Origin of the sequence: Roseibium aquae (assembly GCF_008711285.1) — a bacterium.
GTDB lineage: Bacteria > Pseudomonadota > Alphaproteobacteria > Rhizobiales > Stappiaceae > Roseibium > Roseibium aquae.
This window is the reverse complement of the sequence record NZ_VXDC01000007.1, coordinates 58,657-76,143: the sequence shown is the minus strand read 5'-3', so window position 1 is coordinate 76,143 and position 17,487 is coordinate 58,657. Positions and strand designations below refer to the sequence as shown.

Here is a 17,487-nt window from a genome sequence, read left to right as displayed (position 1 = left end):
TGGTTCAGTCCTCCTTCTGTGCGGCCGCCCGGTTCGCGGCCTTCGCCAAATGCCGGTTCTATACCGGCTGAACGGTGACGACCTGAAATGTGTGGAGGTCGCCATCCTCATCCTTGATGGAAACATATTCACCAGGAAGGAACGCGTGGGACGCGAAGCGGTATCCGGCTTCATCGTCATCGTCGCCCTCGATGTCATAATGAAATGCCCAGGACCCGCCCGGTCTGTGAATCAGATGCCCCAGCTCTTCTTGTTCGCCGCCCCAGAACCGGCGCACCCGGCAATGATCGCGTTCTTTCTTCCAGAGGCCGGCATCAATATGGCCAGTGGCATCGAGCGGCGCCGTGAATTCATAGCCATGATGCGCAGAACCGTTGGGATGATCCTTGGTCCGGGCCAGGTTCAGGCGGATTTTTTTCAGGCCGTGATGCTCGCTCATGGCGCGTCTCCTCATGGTGTTTTTCGACGATACACTGCCAGAACAAACGCGCGCCTCATTGAGCGAGATCAAGTGGTCGTGCGATGAAGCATGCGAGCGAAGGCGAACCGAATTTGGGAGGGGTATCATGACCGGTAACCAAAGCACGGACAAAGAGACACAAGCGGAGGTGTTCGGCTTTTTGGCCGGGCTTTCCGGCGAGGTCGAAGGCGCGGAGCGTTCCGAGCGGATCGACACGCACGCCAATACCGTCTTCCTGGTCGGGGACAAGGCCTACAAGGTGAAGCGGGCCGTCAAATTTCCATTCCTCGATTACTCGACGCTGGCCCTGCGCGAAGAAGCCTGCAAGCGGGAAATCGCCTACAACAAAACCCACGCGCCGCAGATTTACCGGACAGCGCGCACCATCCGCCGCGGCCCGGACGGCAAGCCCGGTTTTCACGACGCGGGCGACGTCGTGGAATGGGTTGTCGAAATGAACCGTTTCGACGGCCATCGGCAACTCGACAGGATCTGCGAGCAGGGGCCGCTTTCCGATGATCTTGCAGATCGCCTGGCGCAAATGATGGGAACGGCCCATGCCAGGGCGGAGACGCGCGAGGGCGCACCGTTCTTCGCGGAGCTTCAGACATACCTTTCTCAAAACGCGGAGGCTTTCCGCGCGCACCCCGAGCTTTTCGAGAGCCGGGAAGTCGCCCATCTGGAGCGTCAGGCGGACGCGCGCCTGGCCTCCATCAAAGCCATGATCCTGCGGCGGGGGGACGCCGGCCTTGTACGGTTGTGCCATGGCGATGCCCACACACGAAACATCGTCCTGATCGACGGCGAACCGGTGCTGTTCGACGCGATCGAATTCTCCGATGCCATCGCAACGAACGACGTTCTCTACGATCTGGCGTTCCTGTTGATGGATCTGTGGGAGCGGGACCAAAGACCCGCCGCGAACCGGGTTTTCAACCGGTATATGGACCATTGCCACCGGGACCTGGACGCGTCCGGTCTCGCGGTCCTGCCCTTCTACATGATGATGCGTGCAGCCATCCGGGCCAAGATCGCAGCCAGCGCCGCCGTGAACCAGACAGACAGCGACGCGCGCGCCCGCGAATTCGAGGCGGCCAGGACCTATTTCCAACTGGCCCAGGACTTTTTGGAGCCGTCCGACCCCACCCTTGTCGGTCTTGGCGGGTTTTCCGGAACCGGCAAGACCACCCTCGCCTACGCTCTGGCCCCCGACCTTGGCCGGGCACCCGGCGCCCGGGTGCTGCGCACCGATGTCAAACGGAAGACCCGGCTCGGGCTTGCGGAAACGGAACGGGCGCCTTTGAGCGCTTACACCAAGCAGATGAGCGACGCGGTCTATGCTTCCCTGGACGACGAGGCGAAAGCTTTGCTCGCGGCAGGCCACTGCGTCATTTTCGATGCCGTCTTTTCAGATGAGGCCGAGCGGGCCCGGAGCGAAGCTCAAGCTGGGGCGGTGGGCGCGGGGTTTTGCGGGCTGTGGCTGGACGCGCCCGGTGAAGTCCTGAAAGACCGGGCGGCAGCGCGCGCCAAGAGCGGAACCGATGCCTCGGATGCGGATGCCGGTGTGATCGACCGTCAATTGACCTACGATCTGGGCAGGATGACCTGGAGCAGGATCGATGCATCCGGCGCGCCGGCCACCACACTGGCCAATGCCCGGCAGGCGCTAGCGGGTTGCGGGTTCGCTCAAAGCCCATAGGCCCGGCACAGGGCCGCGGTGGCCGCCGCCAGCGTGACGGCGACAATATCCTTCCGCCAGAGCGCCATGACACCTGCGGCAACGGCAAGAGCAACCATCGCCGACAGCCCGCCCTTCAGGGCGATGGGCAGGATCGTCGAGACGATGATGGCTCCGGGCAAGGATTCCAGTGCCCTGCGCACGCGCGGGGTCAGGGGCACGCGGCCCATCACCCAATATCCCCCGGCCCGCATCGAATAGGTCACGGCGGTCATACCGAGCACCGCCAGAACGAACATGCCGTCCGCGGACCAAATGGCGTCATTCATCGACATAGGCTCCGACCAGCGCCCCGGTGACCGCACCGGTCAGGATTCCCCAATAGCCGCCCAAAAAGTACCAGGATGCAAGAGCCACCGCTCCGGCGGCAAACCAGCTGAGCGTCTGGCGGCGCCCCTTCCAGAGCGGCACCAGCAGCGCCACGAAATAGGCCGGCAGAATGACGTCCAGTCCCCACTTCGCCGGATCGGTCACCTGGCTGCCAGCGAGGTATCCCGGCACGACGGCGCAGGACCAGATCACCCAGACAAACAGGCCGCTGCCGAGATAGATGCCCCAATCCCGCTCGCCCCTGTCATATTCGCGCAAGGAAATCAGCCAGTTGATATCGGTGAGAAAATACAGCGCCGGATAGGTCTGACGCCCCGGGACATGCCCCAGCCAGGGGCGCAAACTGGCGCCGATCAGAAGCATCCGCATGTTGACGGCAGCCACCACCCCGATCATCGCCACCACGATGCCGAATGTAAGCTGTGCCTGGTAGAGTTCCATGGCCACGAACTGGGAGGCGCCGGCGAAAACCAGGCTGTTGATCAGGACCGTTTCAAGCAGGGACAATCCCTTTTGGGCACAAACGGTGCCGAAAACCGCGCCAAACGCGATGGTGCCCGGCATGATCGGCAAGCAGAGCCGCGCGCCGCGCACGCATCCATCCAGGGTCAGGGTTACCGGTTTTTCGCTCATGGTTCTTTCCGCTGGGAGATGGCCGGTCCGGCCAGGTGGCTCGCGCGCTTGGGACGCGTCCCCTCACGGGATGCGTACCCTCTGGGGCTGCGTCCCGCCGGACCGCAAATCTCTGGCTGCGTACCCGAGGGTACAGATAGCCATAGGCTATGCCCCAGTGGGGCAGCAAAATCCAATCAGCATTCGTGATGCGACCGATCAGGCCGGCTTCTGGATCGCATTACAGAAGCACGTCATAAAGCATGCGCAGGCCGGTGAACCCAAGGAACAGGGCGAAGACGAGCTTGAGGCTTGACGGATTGATCGTGTGCGCGATCTTCGCGCCCAGCGGGGCGAAAAGGGTCGATGTCGGAATGATCAGAGCGACACCGAGCAAATCCACATAGCCGAGCGCATAGGGCTGGGGCTTGTACTGGTTCCAGCCAAAATAGATGGACATCAATGTGCCCGGCACGGCGATGATCAGCCCGATGGCGGCCGCGGTCCCCACCGCCTTGCGGATGGGATAGTTGAACAGCGTGAGCGTGGGCACGCCCAGCGTCCCGCCGCCAATGCCCATCATCACCGAAATGCCGCCAATCAGCCCCCCCAGAACCTGTTTCAACGGCGCGCCGGGCAGCTTGTCGGCCAATGCCGCCCCATCCTTGCGGAACATCATGTTCGCCGCGACGCCAAGGGCCACGACACCGAAGACCGCCGTCAAGGCCCCGCCCGAAATGTTGCCCGCAAGCGTTCCGCCCGCCAGCACTCCGAGGGCGATCGCCCACCACCAGCTCTTGAGAAGATCCAGATCGACGCTACCGCGTTTCCAGTGCGACAGGGTGGAGGAGAGGCCGGTTGCCAGAATGGTGGCCAGCGAGGTGCCGACCGCCACATGCATCAAGACGGCCTCGTCGACCCCGAGCAGCGTGAACATGTAATAGAGCACCGGAACAATGACGATACCGCCGCCAACGCCGAGCAAACCGGCAATCACGCCGGCGATTGCCCCGGTCGACAGCAAGGCGCCGGCAAACATCAGGAATGTTCCAACGCTCGCTCCTTCAAGATCCATGCAGTTTCTCCACGTCCTTCAATCGGCGCGCACCATAGGCCTCTCGAGACCGGATGGCCAGAGCGCAACACTGTTGCGGTTTGGGAACAGGCCGGCCCGAATCCAACGGCAAGATCCGGTCCCGGTTGCCTTCGCCTTGCATCTCTTGAAGTGTGGCTTCACCGCGCACGACCAAGCTTGATCGGGTTGCCCCATGAGCGACTTTCACCTTGCCGCCTACACCTTCAACCGCTTTTTGGACCGCTACCAGAGCGACCGTGTGAAAGGCTTCCGGGAGGCCGAACCGGCGGCCTTTGCGGCGATGGATGCAGCCGATGGCCTGGTTGGAAGGTCCGGCTACGACGGCGAACCGGGACCGGCAAGCTGGGGCCCGCAAGTCTTTCCCAAATACTGGGAAGACAACGGCGACGGCTTCGCGCCATCGACCTTGTCGCTTTGGCGGTCGATCGAAGCCCTGATGGCGGCCACCTACCATGGCCCGCACGGCCAGGCCTTCCGGCAGGGTGCGCGGTGGCATGTCCGGCCGACGCCCTTTCCCGCCTATGTGTTGTGGTGGACTCCCTACGGGCACAGGCCCGATTGGCGGGACGCCGTTTCACGGCTCGAACGTTTGGGAGACCAAGGCCCCACCCCGGCCACCTTCACATTCAAGACCGCCTACAGCCCGGACGGCACGGTTTATCATCCCGATGTTGAGCTGATAAAAAACCTCGCGCGGCTCAACGCGGCCCGCGTGAATGCAAGACGGGTCCGACCGCAGACCTTCTTCGGACCCTTGCTGTAGCAGTTCGCTGTAGCAGTGGTCGCAAGAGTGTCTTGCATTTCAATAAGTTACTGATTTCAAAGGGGTGACTTAGCAAATGGTACAGACGGGTGGATTCGAACCACCGACCTTCGGAGCCACAATCCGACGCTCTAACCTACTGAGCTACGTCTGCCGATATCGATGTGGCGCGGACCCCATGGGCGGCGCCGGCCGATTGCAAGGGCGTCTTCTAACGTGGTTTGCACAGGCCCACAAGACCCAAAATTCAACCCGGCCCAACTTGTGGATCACCCGGCCGGTCCAGGGTTTTCCAACAAAAACGCCCCGCCGTCCGGCGGGGCGCAAAGAAGGTCAGCAGCAGGTGCTGCCGCAAGAAACCCTTAGTTGGGCTTCATTTCCTTAAAGGTCTTTTCCATCGCTTCCTTGACCGGAGCGGAAACGTCGGTGCCCAGCTTGGTGGCCAGTTCCTGCATTTCCTTGGTCTGGGCGCTCAGGGCATCGAACTGCTGGCGTGCGAATGTGGATTGCAGTTCGATCGCCTCGGCAAGCGTCTTCACGCTCATCATGTCCTTCATGAAGCCGAAAGCGGCGTCGGCATTCGCACGGGCCGCATCGACGGCCTTGTGGTTGAACTCGACCATGCCCTGGCGGGAGGTTTCGAACGTGTCTTCCATCAGGTCGGTCGCGCCTTCGGCAGCGGACTTCACCTTTGCATAGGTGTCACGCGCCTGTTCGATGCCTTTTTCGGTTGCCTCGCGAAAGGCGGCCGGCACTTCCATTTTCGGCATGGCGAACGCTTCGAAATCCGGGAAACCGGCGGGCGTTACCTTGGATGTCTTGGTTGTGCGTGCCTTGGGGGCAGGTTTGGCAGTGCTTGTTGTCTCAGTCATGATCTCATCTCCTTCATGTCCGGATGCGATCATTTGGATCTATAAACCGCCCTCTTCGGACGGGCATTGTCGTCATCCGCAAACCCAATGTAGGTGCCTCTGTGCTGCAATGCAACATATTTTTGCACTGCACAACAACTTATTCGTTCCCGGCAACGGACCGATGGGCAGAAACGGCCCCGGCCTGCGCCGCCCAAACCCGCGGTTTTGCCGAAACCGCAGTGGTCCCAAACCGCATGGCCGGACTTGGACTGTCGGCACGGCCGCGAAGCGCCCGCGCCTTTTCTTCAACTTTCCCGGCGGATCACGGCTTGACCGCTTTGCCCGCCTCCTGGGCTGCCTTGGCCGCTGTATCCGACAAGTCCCGCGCCTGCTCTCCGAGCGCTTCCATCTGCCCGCGAAGGAAGTCCTGTTGCAACCTCATCATTTCCTCGACATCCTTGGCCTTGACCATGGACTGCGCGAATTTGAAGGCTGCGTCCACATGCTCTTCCGCGAAACTCAGGCTCTTTTTTTGAACATCGGCCGCGCCGGACTGAACCGCGGTCGCGCTCTCTTCGGCACTGGAAATGGCCTTCTGGGTCACAGACATGAAATCATCGAAAGCCTTGCGGGCCTGATCCACGCTTTTCTCTGCGAAATCGCGCATTTGTTCCGGAACTTCAAACGGTGCTTTATCCGTAGCCATGGAAACTCCCCTGTGTCCTCCGCCTCGCCGGCGGTCTCGTATTCCCAAGGTCGACCGCGACCTCGCCGATAGTCGTACCATGCGAGCGCACGCAACGCCAAACGATCCGAGGCCGGTTAACCACGCCTTCATTCAAGACGGATAGGTCCGGGCGCCTGCATGGACGCAAGGCGCCAATCCTTGTATTAACGTGATGTTTACCACACGGGTGGCGCCTTCGGCATGCGCTTGGTCGGATCACCTTCAAACAGCCTTGTGGAGCTGACGCATGGACCCTGTAATTTCCACCTTCGTGGAACTCGGCGCCCGGCCGGACATCGCGGTGCTGGCCGAGGACAGGCGAGCGGCTTGGGTGTTCTCTGCCGATGGGGCAAGGGTGTTGTGGAGCAATGCTGCGGGGGCCGCTTTTATGGGAATTCGGGACGCCGCCGATCTCGCCAGTTTGACCGGCCTGCTGAAATCTCCCGCCCGCCCGCACATCTCGCGAATTGCCGAAACCGGTAGCACCGACCGCATGAGCAACGATCGGCTCCGGTTCTACCGGGGTTTGCGCGTCATCCTGCTGACCTGCCACTGCCAGAAACTGGAACTGGCCGAAGGCCGATCGGCCGCCTTGATCATCAGTGCCGACAAAGGCCTCATGACGGCGGGCGATCCGTTGACGGGCTATCTCAAGCTGCTGGCCGGCCGCGCCCGCAGCGTTTTCCTGTCGCCCGCCGGCGGCAAGGCGTCCCTGATCGAAGGGCAGGCGGAAGAATGGCCCGATATCGCGGACATCGAGCTTGAGGGCAAAACCGCGCGCCTCGCACTCGATATCGGCAGCCAACGGCACCCTGCGATCGTGGCCCAGATCGACACCGGCGAACGGCTTGCGGTTTGGGAGAACACGCCTCTTCCCGCCTCACAGGACGAGCCTGAAGCGGGCCAGAACGACGGCCTTGTGACAGATAGTCTGACGTTGCCGGACCCGGAACACGGCACCGCGGAGGAAACACCAGACGTCCCGGACGGGCCGCTGCCGGCCGGAGTGGACACTGCAGACGACTGCCCGGGACCGGACACCGCCTCCGATATGCCAGCAGGTCGTGAGCCGTTTCGGTTCAAGGCGGGAAAACGGCCGATCCGCTTTGCCTGGAAGATGGACATCGATCAGCGGTTCACATTCGTTTCCGACGAGTTCGCGCAAACGCTCGGCCCCGCCGCGGCGGCAATCGTGGGAAAAACCTGGCAAGAGGTCCGGGACGCGTTTGGCGTGGACGGCCGCGGCGTGATTGCCCATGCCTTGAACCGGCGCGACACCTGGTCCGGCAAGACGGTCTACTGGCCGGTGACCGATCATGCCCTGCGGATCCCTGTCGACATGGCCGCCCTGCCGGCCTTCGACCGGGAACGCAGATTTGAAGGTTATCGCGGCTTCGGCGTTTGCCGCACGGCCGACGCGAAGGAAGATCCGGACGGCCCGTTTTTCCTGGAGGAGGAGACCCAGCCAGTCCCGGCGGCGGGCGAACCGGCCGGTGAGACTTCAGCGGCATCCGGACCCGGCAAGAGCGGGGCATGTCCCGACGAACTCGCCGCCGAGGGCCAAGCCGAAACGCCTGAAGCAGCGCCAGAACCGGCTCAAGTGACGGTCCCACCGGGGGAAAACCCCGATCCATCCCTGCTCGAAACGCAGAGCGGTGAGGACACACGGGAAGCCGACGAACCAGGATTGATATCCGAAGGGCAGCAACCGCCGGCGGGAGACGAAGCTGTCGACCGGGACGAGCCGGCCGATCGTCCAGATCGTGAAGTCTGGGACGACGGTCCGGAACAGACAGGCCTAGAGGCTGAGGCTGCAGTTGAGGTGGGGGCTGAGGACACAAAGGCCGACGCTGAGGACCCAGAGGACGCAGCGGCTGAAATCCCAGAAACCGGAATGCCACAGACAGTAGGCCCGGACCCGGCAGATCCGGAAACCGGGACCACCGGACAGCAGACCGAACCGGCCCCTCCGGTGCCGGGGCATGCACTGATCCCGGACAATCCGGAACGAACGGCCTATAGCGACAAGACAGCCATTGGAGCCCGTGCCGCTGCCCTTCTGGAAAGCTTGACGCCGGATCGGGCGCCCGTGCGCTGGCCGCATCTGGCCCAGACCCAGACCCCGGCCCAGATGCTGCTGTCCGAAGCCGCTTCAGACGCAGAGATACCCAACGCCAATGCGGACGGAACAGATCAGGCGGACGGCTCCAGGATTGCAGACGAGCCCCCGGCAGGCGACCTGTTCGAGACGCCGGACACGGGACCGGGCAACACGGCACAGGACGGCACGGTCGGGGAACTGGAAGCCGGCAGCGGACCGGGAGGGGAAAGCCCGCCGGTGGTGGACAAGTCACCTGACGCCGCGCCGGAACCCGATCAAGACATGTCCCCGGACGACGAAACCCTGGAAGATGAAGACGACGCGGGCGGGATCGACGAGGCCGGCGCCACTGCGGCCGATCCATCGACCGAACCGGCGCAACAAAGCGATACCGGACAGGGCATCGCCAGTTCAGCCGCTCTGGGACCAAAGGACATCGAAACGGCCGTCCGTTCCCTCGCCAAATCCTTCGAGGTCCGGCGCCGGTCTCCTTCCGGCCTTTTCGACGATCCCCAGGACAAGGAGGAGCATCCACCGCTTGCCGAAGCGCAAGGCGTTGGCGACCCCATAGACCAGACCGCCACGGCGCTCGACGAGACGGCTGAAGACGAGGCCCTGCCACCGGCTGAGACAGTCGATGGGCTGGACGGCCCCGACCCCGCGCAGGACGCACCCTCACCCGAGACCGTCATTCTTGATGACGACGGCGGAAAAATTGTCCCTATTTCCGGTGGAGCCCCGCGTCTCGTCCCGGTGGATACGTCCGCGCTGTCGCGTCCCGACCTTGCCGCGTTCAAGAAGATCGCCGAAGCCCTCGGCGCGCGCTTCGAGGGTGACCTGTCGGATTTCCAGATGATGGAAGAGGATCTGGAGCTGGAGTATGTCGACCCGGCGCCGCAGCCGTCCGGTCCGATCGATCCGGTTCTGCTTGATCGCTTGCCGATCGGGATCGCGATTGCCCGGGATCGCGAGATCCTCTACGCCAATGAAACGCTTCTCGAGTTCCTCGGATATCCATCACTTGCCGCCCTCAGCGAAGCCGGCGGGCTCGAAGCCATATTCGCCGAGGAAGACGAGACCGCGTTGCCGGATATGGAAGGCTTCGACGACACAATCGACGGCTGCTTGAAGGCGCGGCTGGCCGATGGACGGCTGAAGGCCGTTGATGCCCGCATGCATTCCGTGCCCTGGAATGGCGGGCGCGGGTTGATGTTCTCCTTGATCGAAAGGCCGCAAGCGGAACCGGTCCTCCCGCAGAAGGGAAAAGACGACCTGGAAAGCGCCCGCCGGTTGATCGCCCAGATGGACACCATTTTGGAGACGGCAACGGACGGCGTTCTGGTTCTCAGCCCGGACGGTGTGATCTTGAAGGTGAACCGGTCCGCCGAAGCGCTTTTCAACGCAAGCCGGGCCGACATGGTGGGGGAATCCCTGCTGAGCTTTCTCGCTCCCGAAAGCCATCGCGCAGCCTCCGACTATCTGGATGGATTGGCGCATAGCGGCGTGGCAAGCATTTTGAACGATGGCCGGGAAGTGCTCGGGCAGGTGGCGAAAGGGGGCCTGGTACCGCTGTTCATGACAATCGGCCGGGTCGAAAGCGATGGGGGCGACAAGAAACTCTGCGCTGTCCTGCGTGACATAACGCAATGGAAAACCGCCGAGGAAGAACTGACGGAAGCCAAGCACCAGGCCGAGAACGCCAGTTCGCAGAAGTCAGATTTTCTGGCCAAGATCAGCCACGAGATCCGGACCCCGCTGAACGCGATCATCGGCTTTTCCGAAGTGATGATGGACGAGCGGTTCGGGCCGATCAACAACGACCGCTACAAGGAGTACCTGAAGGATATCCGCACTTCCGGTGCCCATATCATGAGCCTGATCAACGATTTGCTCGATCTGTCCAAGATCGAGGCCGGCAAGATGGATCTCCGCTACACAGCGGTGTCCCTGAACGATGTGGTCCGGGAATGCGTGGCTTTGATGCAGCCGCAGGCGAACCGGGAGCGGGTCATCATTCGTGCAAGCCTGCCGGATGCGGTGCCGAATGTGGTGGCGGATGCCCGCTCGGTGCGGCAAATCCTGCTCAACCTGCTGTCGAACGCGATCAAGTTCAATAAATCCGGCGGGCAAGCGATCGTCTCCACGGCGCTTGACGATACGGGCGAAGTCGTTCTTCGGGTGCGGGACACAGGCGCGGGCATGAGCGCCAGTGACCTGGCCGCGGCGCTGGAGCCGTTCCGGCAGCTTCACACCTCCCGACTGGAAAGCGGATCCGGCCTCGGGCTTCCGCTGACCAAGGCTCTTGTGGAAGCCAACCGGGCCGAATTTCGGATCGAATCCACGCCGGATCACGGAACGATGGTGGAGATCAAGTTCCCTATACAGCGGGTGCTGTCGGAGTAGGACAAAGATGGGGACCGCTGTCAGGGACCGCCGGGGGTGGGGGAACACCATCCGCCCACCTGTCGGCCACAAGAGCCGGTGACGGAACCATCCCCGGTGCACGGATCAAGCAAGCACAGCCAAAAAAAGCGGAGACGCAAAGCATCCCCGCTCATGTTTTCCCAAGAACCCCGGCGCTCAGCTTCCGTGCCGGAGTTTGTGCTGGGCGATTTTCAGCCAGCGGGCGTGAGGGCTCCCAAATTATGCAACCAAGGTTGCCTGCGTGGCGTCTTTCACGTCGCTTTCGCTAACCCCGTTGGCGAGTTCGACAATCTTCAGGCCGCCCTCAACCACGTCGAACACACCCAGATTGGTGATGATCCGGTCAACGCAGCCCACGCCGGTCAAAGGCAGGGTGCATTCCTTCAACAGTTTCGGATCCCCTGCCTTGGACTGGTGGTCCATGATCACGACGACCTTCTTGACACCGGCGACCAGATCCATGGCACCGCCCATGCCTTTGACCATCTTGCCGGGAATCATCCAGTTGGCCAGATCGCCTTTCTCGGAGACTTCCATCGCCCCCAGAATTGACAGGTCGATATGCCCGCCCCGGATCATGGCGAAGCTGTCCGCTGAGGAAAAATAGCTGGTCTGCGGCAGTTCGGTGATTGTCTGCTTGCCCGCGTTGATCAGGTCCGCATCCACTTCATCCTCAGTGGGGAACGGACCCATTCCGAGCATTCCGTTTTCGGACTGCAGCGTCACGTGCACGCCCTCGGGAATGTAGTTCGACACCAGGGTCGGGATGCCAATGCCCAGATTCACGTAGAAGCCGTCCTGGAGCTCTTTTGCGGCCCGCTGGGCCATTTCATCGCGTGTCCATGCCATTTTCTGTTTCCCGTCCTCAGGCTGCCCGTGTGGTTCGTTTTTCGATCCGTTTTTCAAACGATCCAACCACGATCCGGTCGACAAAAATGCCAGGCGTGTGGATTTGATCCGCGTCGATCTCGCCAACCTCAACCAGTTCTTCGACTTCGACCACGGTGGTTTTGCCGGCGGTGGCCATCATGGGGTTAAAGTTTCTCGCGGTCTTGCGGTAGATCAGGTTGCCTTCCTTGTCGGCTTTCCAAGCCTTGACAAGCGACAAGTCCGCCACGAGGCCGGTTTCAAGGATGTAGGTTTCGCCGTTGAAATCCTTGTGTTCCTTGCCTTCGGCGATCAGCGTGCCGACGCCCGTTTTGGTGTAGAAGCCGGGTATGCCAGCGCCACCCGCGCGGATGCGCTCGGCCAGAGTTCCTTGCGGGTTGAACTCGAGCTCCAGTTCACCGTTCAGATATTGCTTTTCGAACGTCGCATTCTCCCCGACATAGGAAGACACCATCTTCTTGATCTGACGGGTCTGAAGCAGCAAGCCCAGACCGAAATCATCCACGCCGGCATTGTTTGAAATCGCCGTGATGTCCTTCGCGCCCGTCTCGCGCAGCGCGACGATCAGGTTTTCCGGGATACCGCACAATCCAAAGCCCCCGGCCATGACCGTCATGCCGTCAAACGCCAAACCTTCCAACGCGGATGTCGCATCCGCATATATCTTGTTCATTCTGTTCTCCCGAAAAGCTACCTCGGCTGGTTGCGCCGCAAAATGACCGGCGGCAACACCGGCGTCAAGTCCGCGCAGACTGCCGATCCATGAAATGAGGCAGGGAGAATGAAAGGCGTTGACCGAAAGAGAGTTGCCGGCGGTTGGCCTCCCGGAGCGGGGGTCAAGACCGTGAGAACACCGGCAGGGTTGCTTCCAGGTCCTTGCGAATTTGCTTCAATCGCCGGAGATAAAGATACAACTCGCCAGCGGATGTGAGCGGCACAACAAGATCGCTCATCGGGAAGGCTGTGCCGCCGAAGCGGTATTTGTAGTCCTGCAGCCCAGTCCCGAAAATGAACCACCGTTTTCCGCGGGCTTCCGCGTGGCGAATGGCTTGCCCCATCAAAACGATGCCGGGTGAATAACGCTGCCAGTTCTCCGCGCCGATAGAAATCAGCACGGGATTGACCATGTCGCCATGCTCGAGAAGCAGAAGCCCGGCGACCGTTTCATCGCCGCAACGAAGCGCAAAGCCGCGGGTCGGATTGTCCGGCTCAGCCAGTTCCGTCAAGGCACGATAGAAGGCCTGGCGTTCCGGCAACTGACAGGTATCAAACCGGCCAAGGGCCTGGAACCGGCGTTGACGCAATTGGAGGATGTCATCGATCAGGTCGCGCTGCTCTGACGCCGTTCGGCACTCGGCGAACTCGACCCCGGAGCCGCGCAGCATCTTCCATTTGCTGCGGATCTGCTTGAAGACGCGTTTGCGCCGCCAGGCCGACGCATCGCCCTTGCCTTGCAGATCCAGCGCCAGATTTGAAATCACCGGCCTCGCCAGGGGGTGCGCAGCCAACGGGTTCTGCATCCCCCCGATAGCGCCCGGCATGTTCCGGATCTCTAAGAGATCCGTGTCCGGCAGGCGTGAAAGGATCGCCTCCAGGAACTCCTCGCCAGACATGGAGAGGGCTTCGCCCGCCCTTGCGATCGCGGGGCCGCATTGATCGGCAACGCCGAGATCCGGAAACGTCGCGATCCGAAAAGGACCGCGGCGGCGGCGGAGCACGGGGACGAGGAGCAAGGGATCGGACGACCCTTCCCGGCGTACCTCAAGAACGGACAGATGCCCGCGAACCGCGGGGACCATGGCTAGCTGAAAGCAGTTGAGGAAACCAGGAGACTGAAACGGGGACCAGGCCGCCCCGGTTCCAAGGGTTTCCCAAAGATGGCGCATCGTGTCCGGGGACGGCTTGTCATGCGGCACAATGTGAAGCCCAGTTCCACTGGACAGCGCCTCGGGACCGTTGCTTTCTTCAGCGCCCGGGGACATGATATGCGACTTTAGGGAGGCCAATCCGCAGCAGACCCCTCGCAGATGCAAAACGCAGAATACTGCCCCCAGTGTAACACTGTTTTGAGGCGGGCAAGGACGCGCTCATGAGCGAATGCGGGTTGAGGGCGGACGGCCTGCCCGCTCAATCACGCTGACACAGCCTGCCATCGGTCCACCGACTTCCAGGCGTTGCGCCCGCTGCCTGCCGCTCTGCCGTAAATGACTTGAAAAATCGAGGAAATGCCGCGCGGCTTCATCACCTACATCAGACCAGAAAGACCCAAACAAAATCAACCTCAGCTAAGTTTCGCAACCAAAGCGCTTATAGCCTGAAAACTCCTAACGATGTACGAAAGGTTGCGGCCTGCGCTGACTGCATCTGTCAAGCCCAGATGGGGCGCACCCTTTTTAGGCAGCCAATCCTCGATCAGGTTGAAGCGGCATGCTCCAATCTCGCCGGGAACATTGCTCTCCGTTTCAAGATGTTCGAGCACCTTTTCCTGCTGCGGTTGATCACGAGGATCCAGGCTCGTCGACAGATGCAACTAGTCTGCATTGGCGATCGCCGCGCGCTCGTCCCTTTCCCTCTGCAAATGCTGGCGCTTTGTGGCGAGGCTCGCAGCGATCACGCCGATCGTGACAAAGCCCACCAGGACCGTGCATACGGCATTGATTTCAGGCGTCACACCAAGTCTGACCTGCGAGTAGATCTTCATCGGCAGCGTCGTGGCACCGGGTCCGGTGGTGAAGCTGGCAATCACCAGATCGTCGAGGGAGAGCGTGAAGGCGAGCATCCAGCCGGCAATCACCCCGGGCAGGATGATCGGCAGGGTCACCAGAAAGAAGGTTCGCACCGGCGGGCATCCCAAATCTTCGGCGGCTTCCTCGATGCTTTTGTCGAAGCCGACGAGACGGGACTGCACAACAACCGCGACATAGCACATGGCAAAGGTCGTATGCGCCAGCATCACCGTCCAGAAACCCCTCGCCTGGTCCATGGAGACAAACAACAAGAGCAAGGACAGACCCAGGATCACTTCAGGCATGACGAGCGGGGCGAAGATCATCCCGGAAAACAGGGACCGTCCGGCAAATCGGCCCGAGCGGACAAGCACGAGGGCCGCCATTGTGCCCAGCACCGTTGCCACCGAGGCCGACAGGAACGCCACCTTGATCGTGACCCAGAACGCGTCGATCAGCTGATCGTTGCGCAACATCTCCACATACCACTTCGTGGAAAACCCGCCCCAAACCGTCACGAGGCGGGATTCGTTGAAGGAGAAGATCACGAGCAGCACGATCGGCAGATAGAGAAATGCAAATCCAAGAACCAGCGATGTGACATTGAACCAGGTGGGCCCGTTCCTCATTGCTGTTTCTCCGCGATTTTCTGCTGGTGGTTCTGAAAGAGCACGATGGGGATCACCAGGATCAACAGAAGGATCACGGCCACGGCCGAAGACACCGGCCAATCGCGGTTTGCGAAGAATTCGACCCAAAGCGTCTTGCCGATCATCAAGGTATCCGAGCCGCCGAGAAGATCGGGGATCACGAATTCGCCCACGGCGGGGATAAAGACCAAAAAGCAGCCGGCAATGACACCGGGCATGGACAGCGGAAGCGTGATTTTCCAGAAAGCCTGCCAAGGCGGGCATCCAAGGTCCTCCGCCGCTTCCAGAAGGCTTTCGTCCAGCTTCTCCAGGCTCGCATAGAGCGGCAGGACCAGAAACGGCAGGTAAGAGTAGACGATACCGATATAGACGGCGATGTTGGTGTTGAGGATCGTGAGCGGCTCATTGATCACGCCCAGCATCAGCAGAAACTGGTTCAAGAGGCCCTCGTTCTTCAAGATGCCGATCCATGCGTAAACCCGGATCAGGAAACTCGTCCAAAACGGCAGGATGATCAGCATCAAGAGCGTCGGCCGCCAAGCTCTTGGACTGCGCGCCATTGCGTAGGCGATGGGGTAGCCGATCAAAAGGGTGATAATCGTTGAAATGCCGGCGATGGTCACGCTGGAGAGGTAGGATTTCCAATAAAGATCGTCCTGGGTCAGCCAGACATAATTTTCAAATGACAGAAGGGCGATGTTCTCCCAGAAGGCGTCCCAGCCTTCGGCGAGATCAAAAGTCGGGAAATACGGGGGGATCGCAACCGCGATCTGGGACAGCGAGATCTTAAAGACGATAAAGAAAGGGGTCAGGAAGAAAAGGAACAGCCAGAAATAGGGGACCGCAATCAGTGCCCATCCGCCCAGACTGCGTTTCGTTTTTTTCGACGCAGGTGCCTCGTTCAAGCCCGCCTCCTATTTCGTCAGGATGACACCGGCATCCTGGTCCCAGCTCAAGATCACCCGGTCGTCCCAGGTAATCGGCCGCTCCACCAGCCGCGTCGCGTTCGTCACGGTCGAGCGCAGGACGTCGGTCTCGTTGATCCGCGCGTTGAAAATCGAGACATCACCAAGATAGGCAATGTCCCAAACGACGGCGGCGGCGGCGTTGATGTTCGACGGCGATGTGTCACCGGCGACAAGCCGGACCTTTTCCGGCCGGATCGCGTACCATACCGTGTCGCCCGGCCGTGCCGTCGTTTCGCTGGTCGTCTGAATGACGAAATCAGCGCTTGCCGCTTGAAGGCGCGTGCCGTCTTCGGAGGTCTCGATGACCTTCGCCTCGATCATGTTCACATCGCCGATAAAGTCGGCCACGAACCGGGAATTGGGAGCTTCGTAAATCTCCGGGGGCGTTGCCACCTGAACGATCTCCCCAGCATCCATGACCGCGATCCGATCGGCCATTGTCATGGCCTCCTCCTGGTCGTGGGTCACCACGAGAAAGGTCATCTTCAGCTCTTCCTGAAGATCCATGAGTTCGAACTGAGTCTCTTCGCGCAGTTTGCGGTCGAGTGCGCCCAGAGGCTCATCCAGAAGCAGGACCTTCGGCCGCTTGGCCAATGACCGGGCCAAGGCCACACGCTGGCGCTGGCCACCGGACAATTGATGCGGTTTTCGCTTGGCAAAGGGTTCGAGTTTGGTCAGACGGAGCATTTCAGCCACCCGTGCCTCGATATCCGCCTTGCCCATCTTGTCCTGCTTCAAGCCAAAGGCAATGTTGGCTTCAACACTCATATGCGGGAACAAGGCATAGGACTGGAACATCATGTTCACGGGCCGCCGGTAGGGCGGCACACCGGAAAGGTCCTGCCCCGCAAGCAGCACCTGGCCCTGGGTCGGCGTTTCGAAGCCGGCGAGCATGCGCATCATCGTCGTCTTGCCGCAGCCCGACCCCCCGAGCAAAGCGAAAAACTCCCGCTCAAAGATCTTGAGGCTCAGGTTGTTGACCGCTGTGAAATCCCCAAAACGCTTGGTGACGTTGCGAAACTCTATGAAGGGCACCGCGGACGGGTCTTCCCACGGTGCAAAACTCCGGCGTACCGGCCCAATCGCTTTTTTGGCCAAGGCCTTGCCCTCGTCCGCTCGACTTGACAATGGAATGGCCCCGCGTTGCGCG

15 protein-coding genes and 1 tRNA gene are annotated in these 17,487 nt (G+C 61.2%); 3 read left to right on the top strand and 13 right to left on the bottom strand.

The window, feature by feature from the left end:
- Positions 1 to 58: 58 nt before the first annotated feature.
- Positions 59 to 439, bottom strand: a complete 381-nt coding sequence (locus tag F0184_RS12350) for a hypothetical protein (RefSeq protein WP_150496503.1) — start codon at positions 437 to 439, stop codon at positions 59 to 61.
- A 127-nt stretch (positions 440 to 566) separates the two neighbouring features.
- On the opposite strand from F0184_RS12350, the gene F0184_RS12345 reads away from it, so the two are divergent.
- On the top strand, positions 567 to 2,159 hold the full coding sequence (locus tag F0184_RS12345) for a bifunctional aminoglycoside phosphotransferase/ATP-binding protein (protein WP_150496502.1): 1,593 nt from the start codon (positions 567 to 569) through the stop codon (positions 2,157 to 2,159).
- Here the strand turns inward: F0184_RS12345 and F0184_RS12340 are convergent.
- The 3 genes from F0184_RS12340 to F0184_RS12330 all read right to left on the bottom strand — a co-directional run bounded on the left by F0184_RS12340 (position 2,147) and on the right by F0184_RS12330 (position 4,215).
- Positions 2,147 to 2,467 (bottom strand): AzlD family protein, encoded by a 321-nt coding sequence (locus F0184_RS12340; RefSeq protein ID WP_150496501.1) that lies wholly within the window; start codon positions 2,465 to 2,467, stop codon positions 2,147 to 2,149. The two genes, F0184_RS12345 and F0184_RS12340, sit on opposite strands and share 13 nt — an antisense overlap.
- A complete protein-coding gene (locus F0184_RS12335; RefSeq protein ID WP_150496500.1) occupies positions 2,460 to 3,161 on the bottom strand; it encodes an AzlC family ABC transporter permease in 702 nt (233 codons plus the stop codon). The genes F0184_RS12340 and F0184_RS12335 overlap by 8 nt, the downstream gene beginning before the upstream one ends.
- A 220-nt stretch (positions 3,162 to 3,381) precedes the next feature.
- The gene (locus F0184_RS12330; protein ID WP_150496499.1) at positions 3,382 to 4,215 is read right to left on the bottom strand and encodes a sulfite exporter TauE/SafE family protein; all 834 of its coding nucleotides are present in this window, start codon (positions 4,213 to 4,215) and stop codon (positions 3,382 to 3,384) included.
- Between the two features lie 193 nt (positions 4,216 to 4,408).
- Here F0184_RS12330 and F0184_RS12325 point away from each other — a divergent pair, with 193 nt between their 5' ends.
- Positions 4,409 to 4,999, top strand: a complete 591-nt coding sequence (locus F0184_RS12325; protein ID WP_150496498.1) for a DUF3291 domain-containing protein — start codon at positions 4,409 to 4,411, stop codon at positions 4,997 to 4,999.
- Positions 5,000 to 5,076: 77 nt separating this feature from the next.
- Here F0184_RS12325 and F0184_RS12320 read toward each other — a convergent pair.
- The 3 genes from F0184_RS12320 to F0184_RS12310 all read right to left on the bottom strand — a co-directional run bounded on the left by F0184_RS12320 (position 5,077) and on the right by F0184_RS12310 (position 6,559).
- Positions 5,077 to 5,153, bottom strand: a tRNA-His gene (locus F0184_RS12320).
- A gap of 208 nt (positions 5,154 to 5,361) precedes the next feature.
- Positions 5,362 to 5,871, bottom strand: coding sequence for a phasin (locus F0184_RS12315; RefSeq protein WP_150496497.1), 510 nt, complete (start codon positions 5,869 to 5,871; stop codon positions 5,362 to 5,364).
- Positions 5,872 to 6,175: 304 nt separating this feature from the next.
- Positions 6,176 to 6,559 carry a phasin gene (locus F0184_RS12310; RefSeq protein ID WP_150496496.1) on the bottom strand — a complete coding sequence of 128 codons (384 nt, stop codon included), beginning with the start codon at positions 6,557 to 6,559 and terminating at the stop codon, positions 6,176 to 6,178.
- Between the two features lie 268 nt (positions 6,560 to 6,827).
- Here F0184_RS12310 and F0184_RS20900 point away from each other — a divergent pair, with 268 nt between their 5' ends.
- Entirely contained in the window at positions 6,828 to 11,084 is a 4,257-nt protein-coding gene (locus F0184_RS20900) for an ATP-binding protein (protein ID WP_244299151.1), read from the top strand.
- A 240-nt stretch (positions 11,085 to 11,324) separates the two neighbouring features.
- Here F0184_RS20900 and F0184_RS12300 read toward each other — a convergent pair whose 3' ends face one another.
- From F0184_RS12300 to F0184_RS12275, 6 genes are all read right to left on the bottom strand, one after another.
- Positions 11,325 to 11,954 carry a CoA transferase subunit B gene (locus tag F0184_RS12300; protein ID WP_150496495.1) on the bottom strand — a complete coding sequence of 210 codons (630 nt, stop codon included), beginning with the start codon at positions 11,952 to 11,954 and terminating at the stop codon, positions 11,325 to 11,327.
- Positions 11,955 to 11,970: 16 nt separating this feature from the next.
- Positions 11,971 to 12,666, bottom strand: coding sequence for a CoA transferase subunit A (locus F0184_RS12295; protein ID WP_150496494.1), 696 nt, complete (start codon positions 12,664 to 12,666; stop codon positions 11,971 to 11,973).
- 163 nt (positions 12,667 to 12,829) lie between these two features.
- A complete protein-coding gene (locus tag F0184_RS12290; protein WP_150496493.1) occupies positions 12,830 to 13,975 on the bottom strand; it encodes a GNAT family N-acetyltransferase in 1,146 nt (381 codons plus the stop codon).
- 548 nt (positions 13,976 to 14,523) lie between these two features.
- On the bottom strand, positions 14,524 to 15,348 hold the full coding sequence (locus F0184_RS12285) for an ABC transporter permease (RefSeq protein ID WP_150496492.1): 825 nt from the start codon (positions 15,346 to 15,348) through the stop codon (positions 14,524 to 14,526).
- A complete protein-coding gene (locus F0184_RS12280; RefSeq protein ID WP_150496491.1) occupies positions 15,345 to 16,274 on the bottom strand; it encodes an ABC transporter permease subunit in 930 nt (309 codons plus the stop codon). Before F0184_RS12280 ends, F0184_RS12285 begins: the two co-directional genes overlap by 4 nt.
- Before the next feature lie 9 nt (positions 16,275 to 16,283).
- Positions 16,284 to 17,435 carry an ABC transporter ATP-binding protein gene (locus F0184_RS12275; RefSeq protein WP_150496490.1) on the bottom strand — a complete coding sequence of 384 codons (1,152 nt, stop codon included), beginning with the start codon at positions 17,433 to 17,435 and terminating at the stop codon, positions 16,284 to 16,286.
- Positions 17,436 to 17,487: the final 52 nt, after the last annotated feature.

Bases quoted from the DNA above. Each gene is read 5' to 3' on its own strand.
- F0184_RS12350 (WP_150496503.1), bottom strand. From the start codon at position 439: ATGAGCGAGCATCACGGCCTGAAAAAAATCCGCCTGAACCTGGCCCGG.
- F0184_RS12345 (WP_150496502.1), top strand. From the start codon at position 567: ATGACCGGTAACCAAAGCACGGACAAAGAGACACAAGCGGAGGTGTTC.
- F0184_RS12285 (WP_150496492.1), bottom strand. From the start codon at position 15,348: ATGAGGAACGGGCCCACCTGGTTCAATGTCACATCGCTGGTTCTTGGA.
- F0184_RS12330 (WP_150496499.1), bottom strand. From the start codon at position 4,215: ATGGATCTTGAAGGAGCGAGCGTTGGAACATTCCTGATGTTTGCCGGC.
- F0184_RS20900 (WP_244299151.1), top strand. From the start codon at position 6,828: ATGGACCCTGTAATTTCCACCTTCGTGGAACTCGGCGCCCGGCCGGAC.
- F0184_RS12325 (WP_150496498.1), top strand. From the start codon at position 4,409: ATGAGCGACTTTCACCTTGCCGCCTACACCTTCAACCGCTTTTTGGAC.
- F0184_RS12340 (WP_150496501.1), bottom strand. From the start codon at position 2,467: ATGAATGACGCCATTTGGTCCGCGGACGGCATGTTCGTTCTGGCGGTG.
- F0184_RS12300 (WP_150496495.1), bottom strand. From the start codon at position 11,954: ATGGCATGGACACGCGATGAAATGGCCCAGCGGGCCGCAAAAGAGCTC.
- F0184_RS12315 (WP_150496497.1), bottom strand. From the start codon at position 5,871: ATGACTGAGACAACAAGCACTGCCAAACCTGCCCCCAAGGCACGCACA.
- F0184_RS12335 (WP_150496500.1), bottom strand. From the start codon at position 3,161: ATGAGCGAAAAACCGGTAACCCTGACCCTGGATGGATGCGTGCGCGGC.
- F0184_RS12310 (WP_150496496.1), bottom strand. From the start codon at position 6,559: ATGGCTACGGATAAAGCACCGTTTGAAGTTCCGGAACAAATGCGCGAT.
- F0184_RS12290 (WP_150496493.1), bottom strand. From the start codon at position 13,975: ATGTCCCCGGGCGCTGAAGAAAGCAACGGTCCCGAGGCGCTGTCCAGT.
- F0184_RS12295 (WP_150496494.1), bottom strand. From the start codon at position 12,666: ATGAACAAGATATATGCGGATGCGACATCCGCGTTGGAAGGTTTGGCG.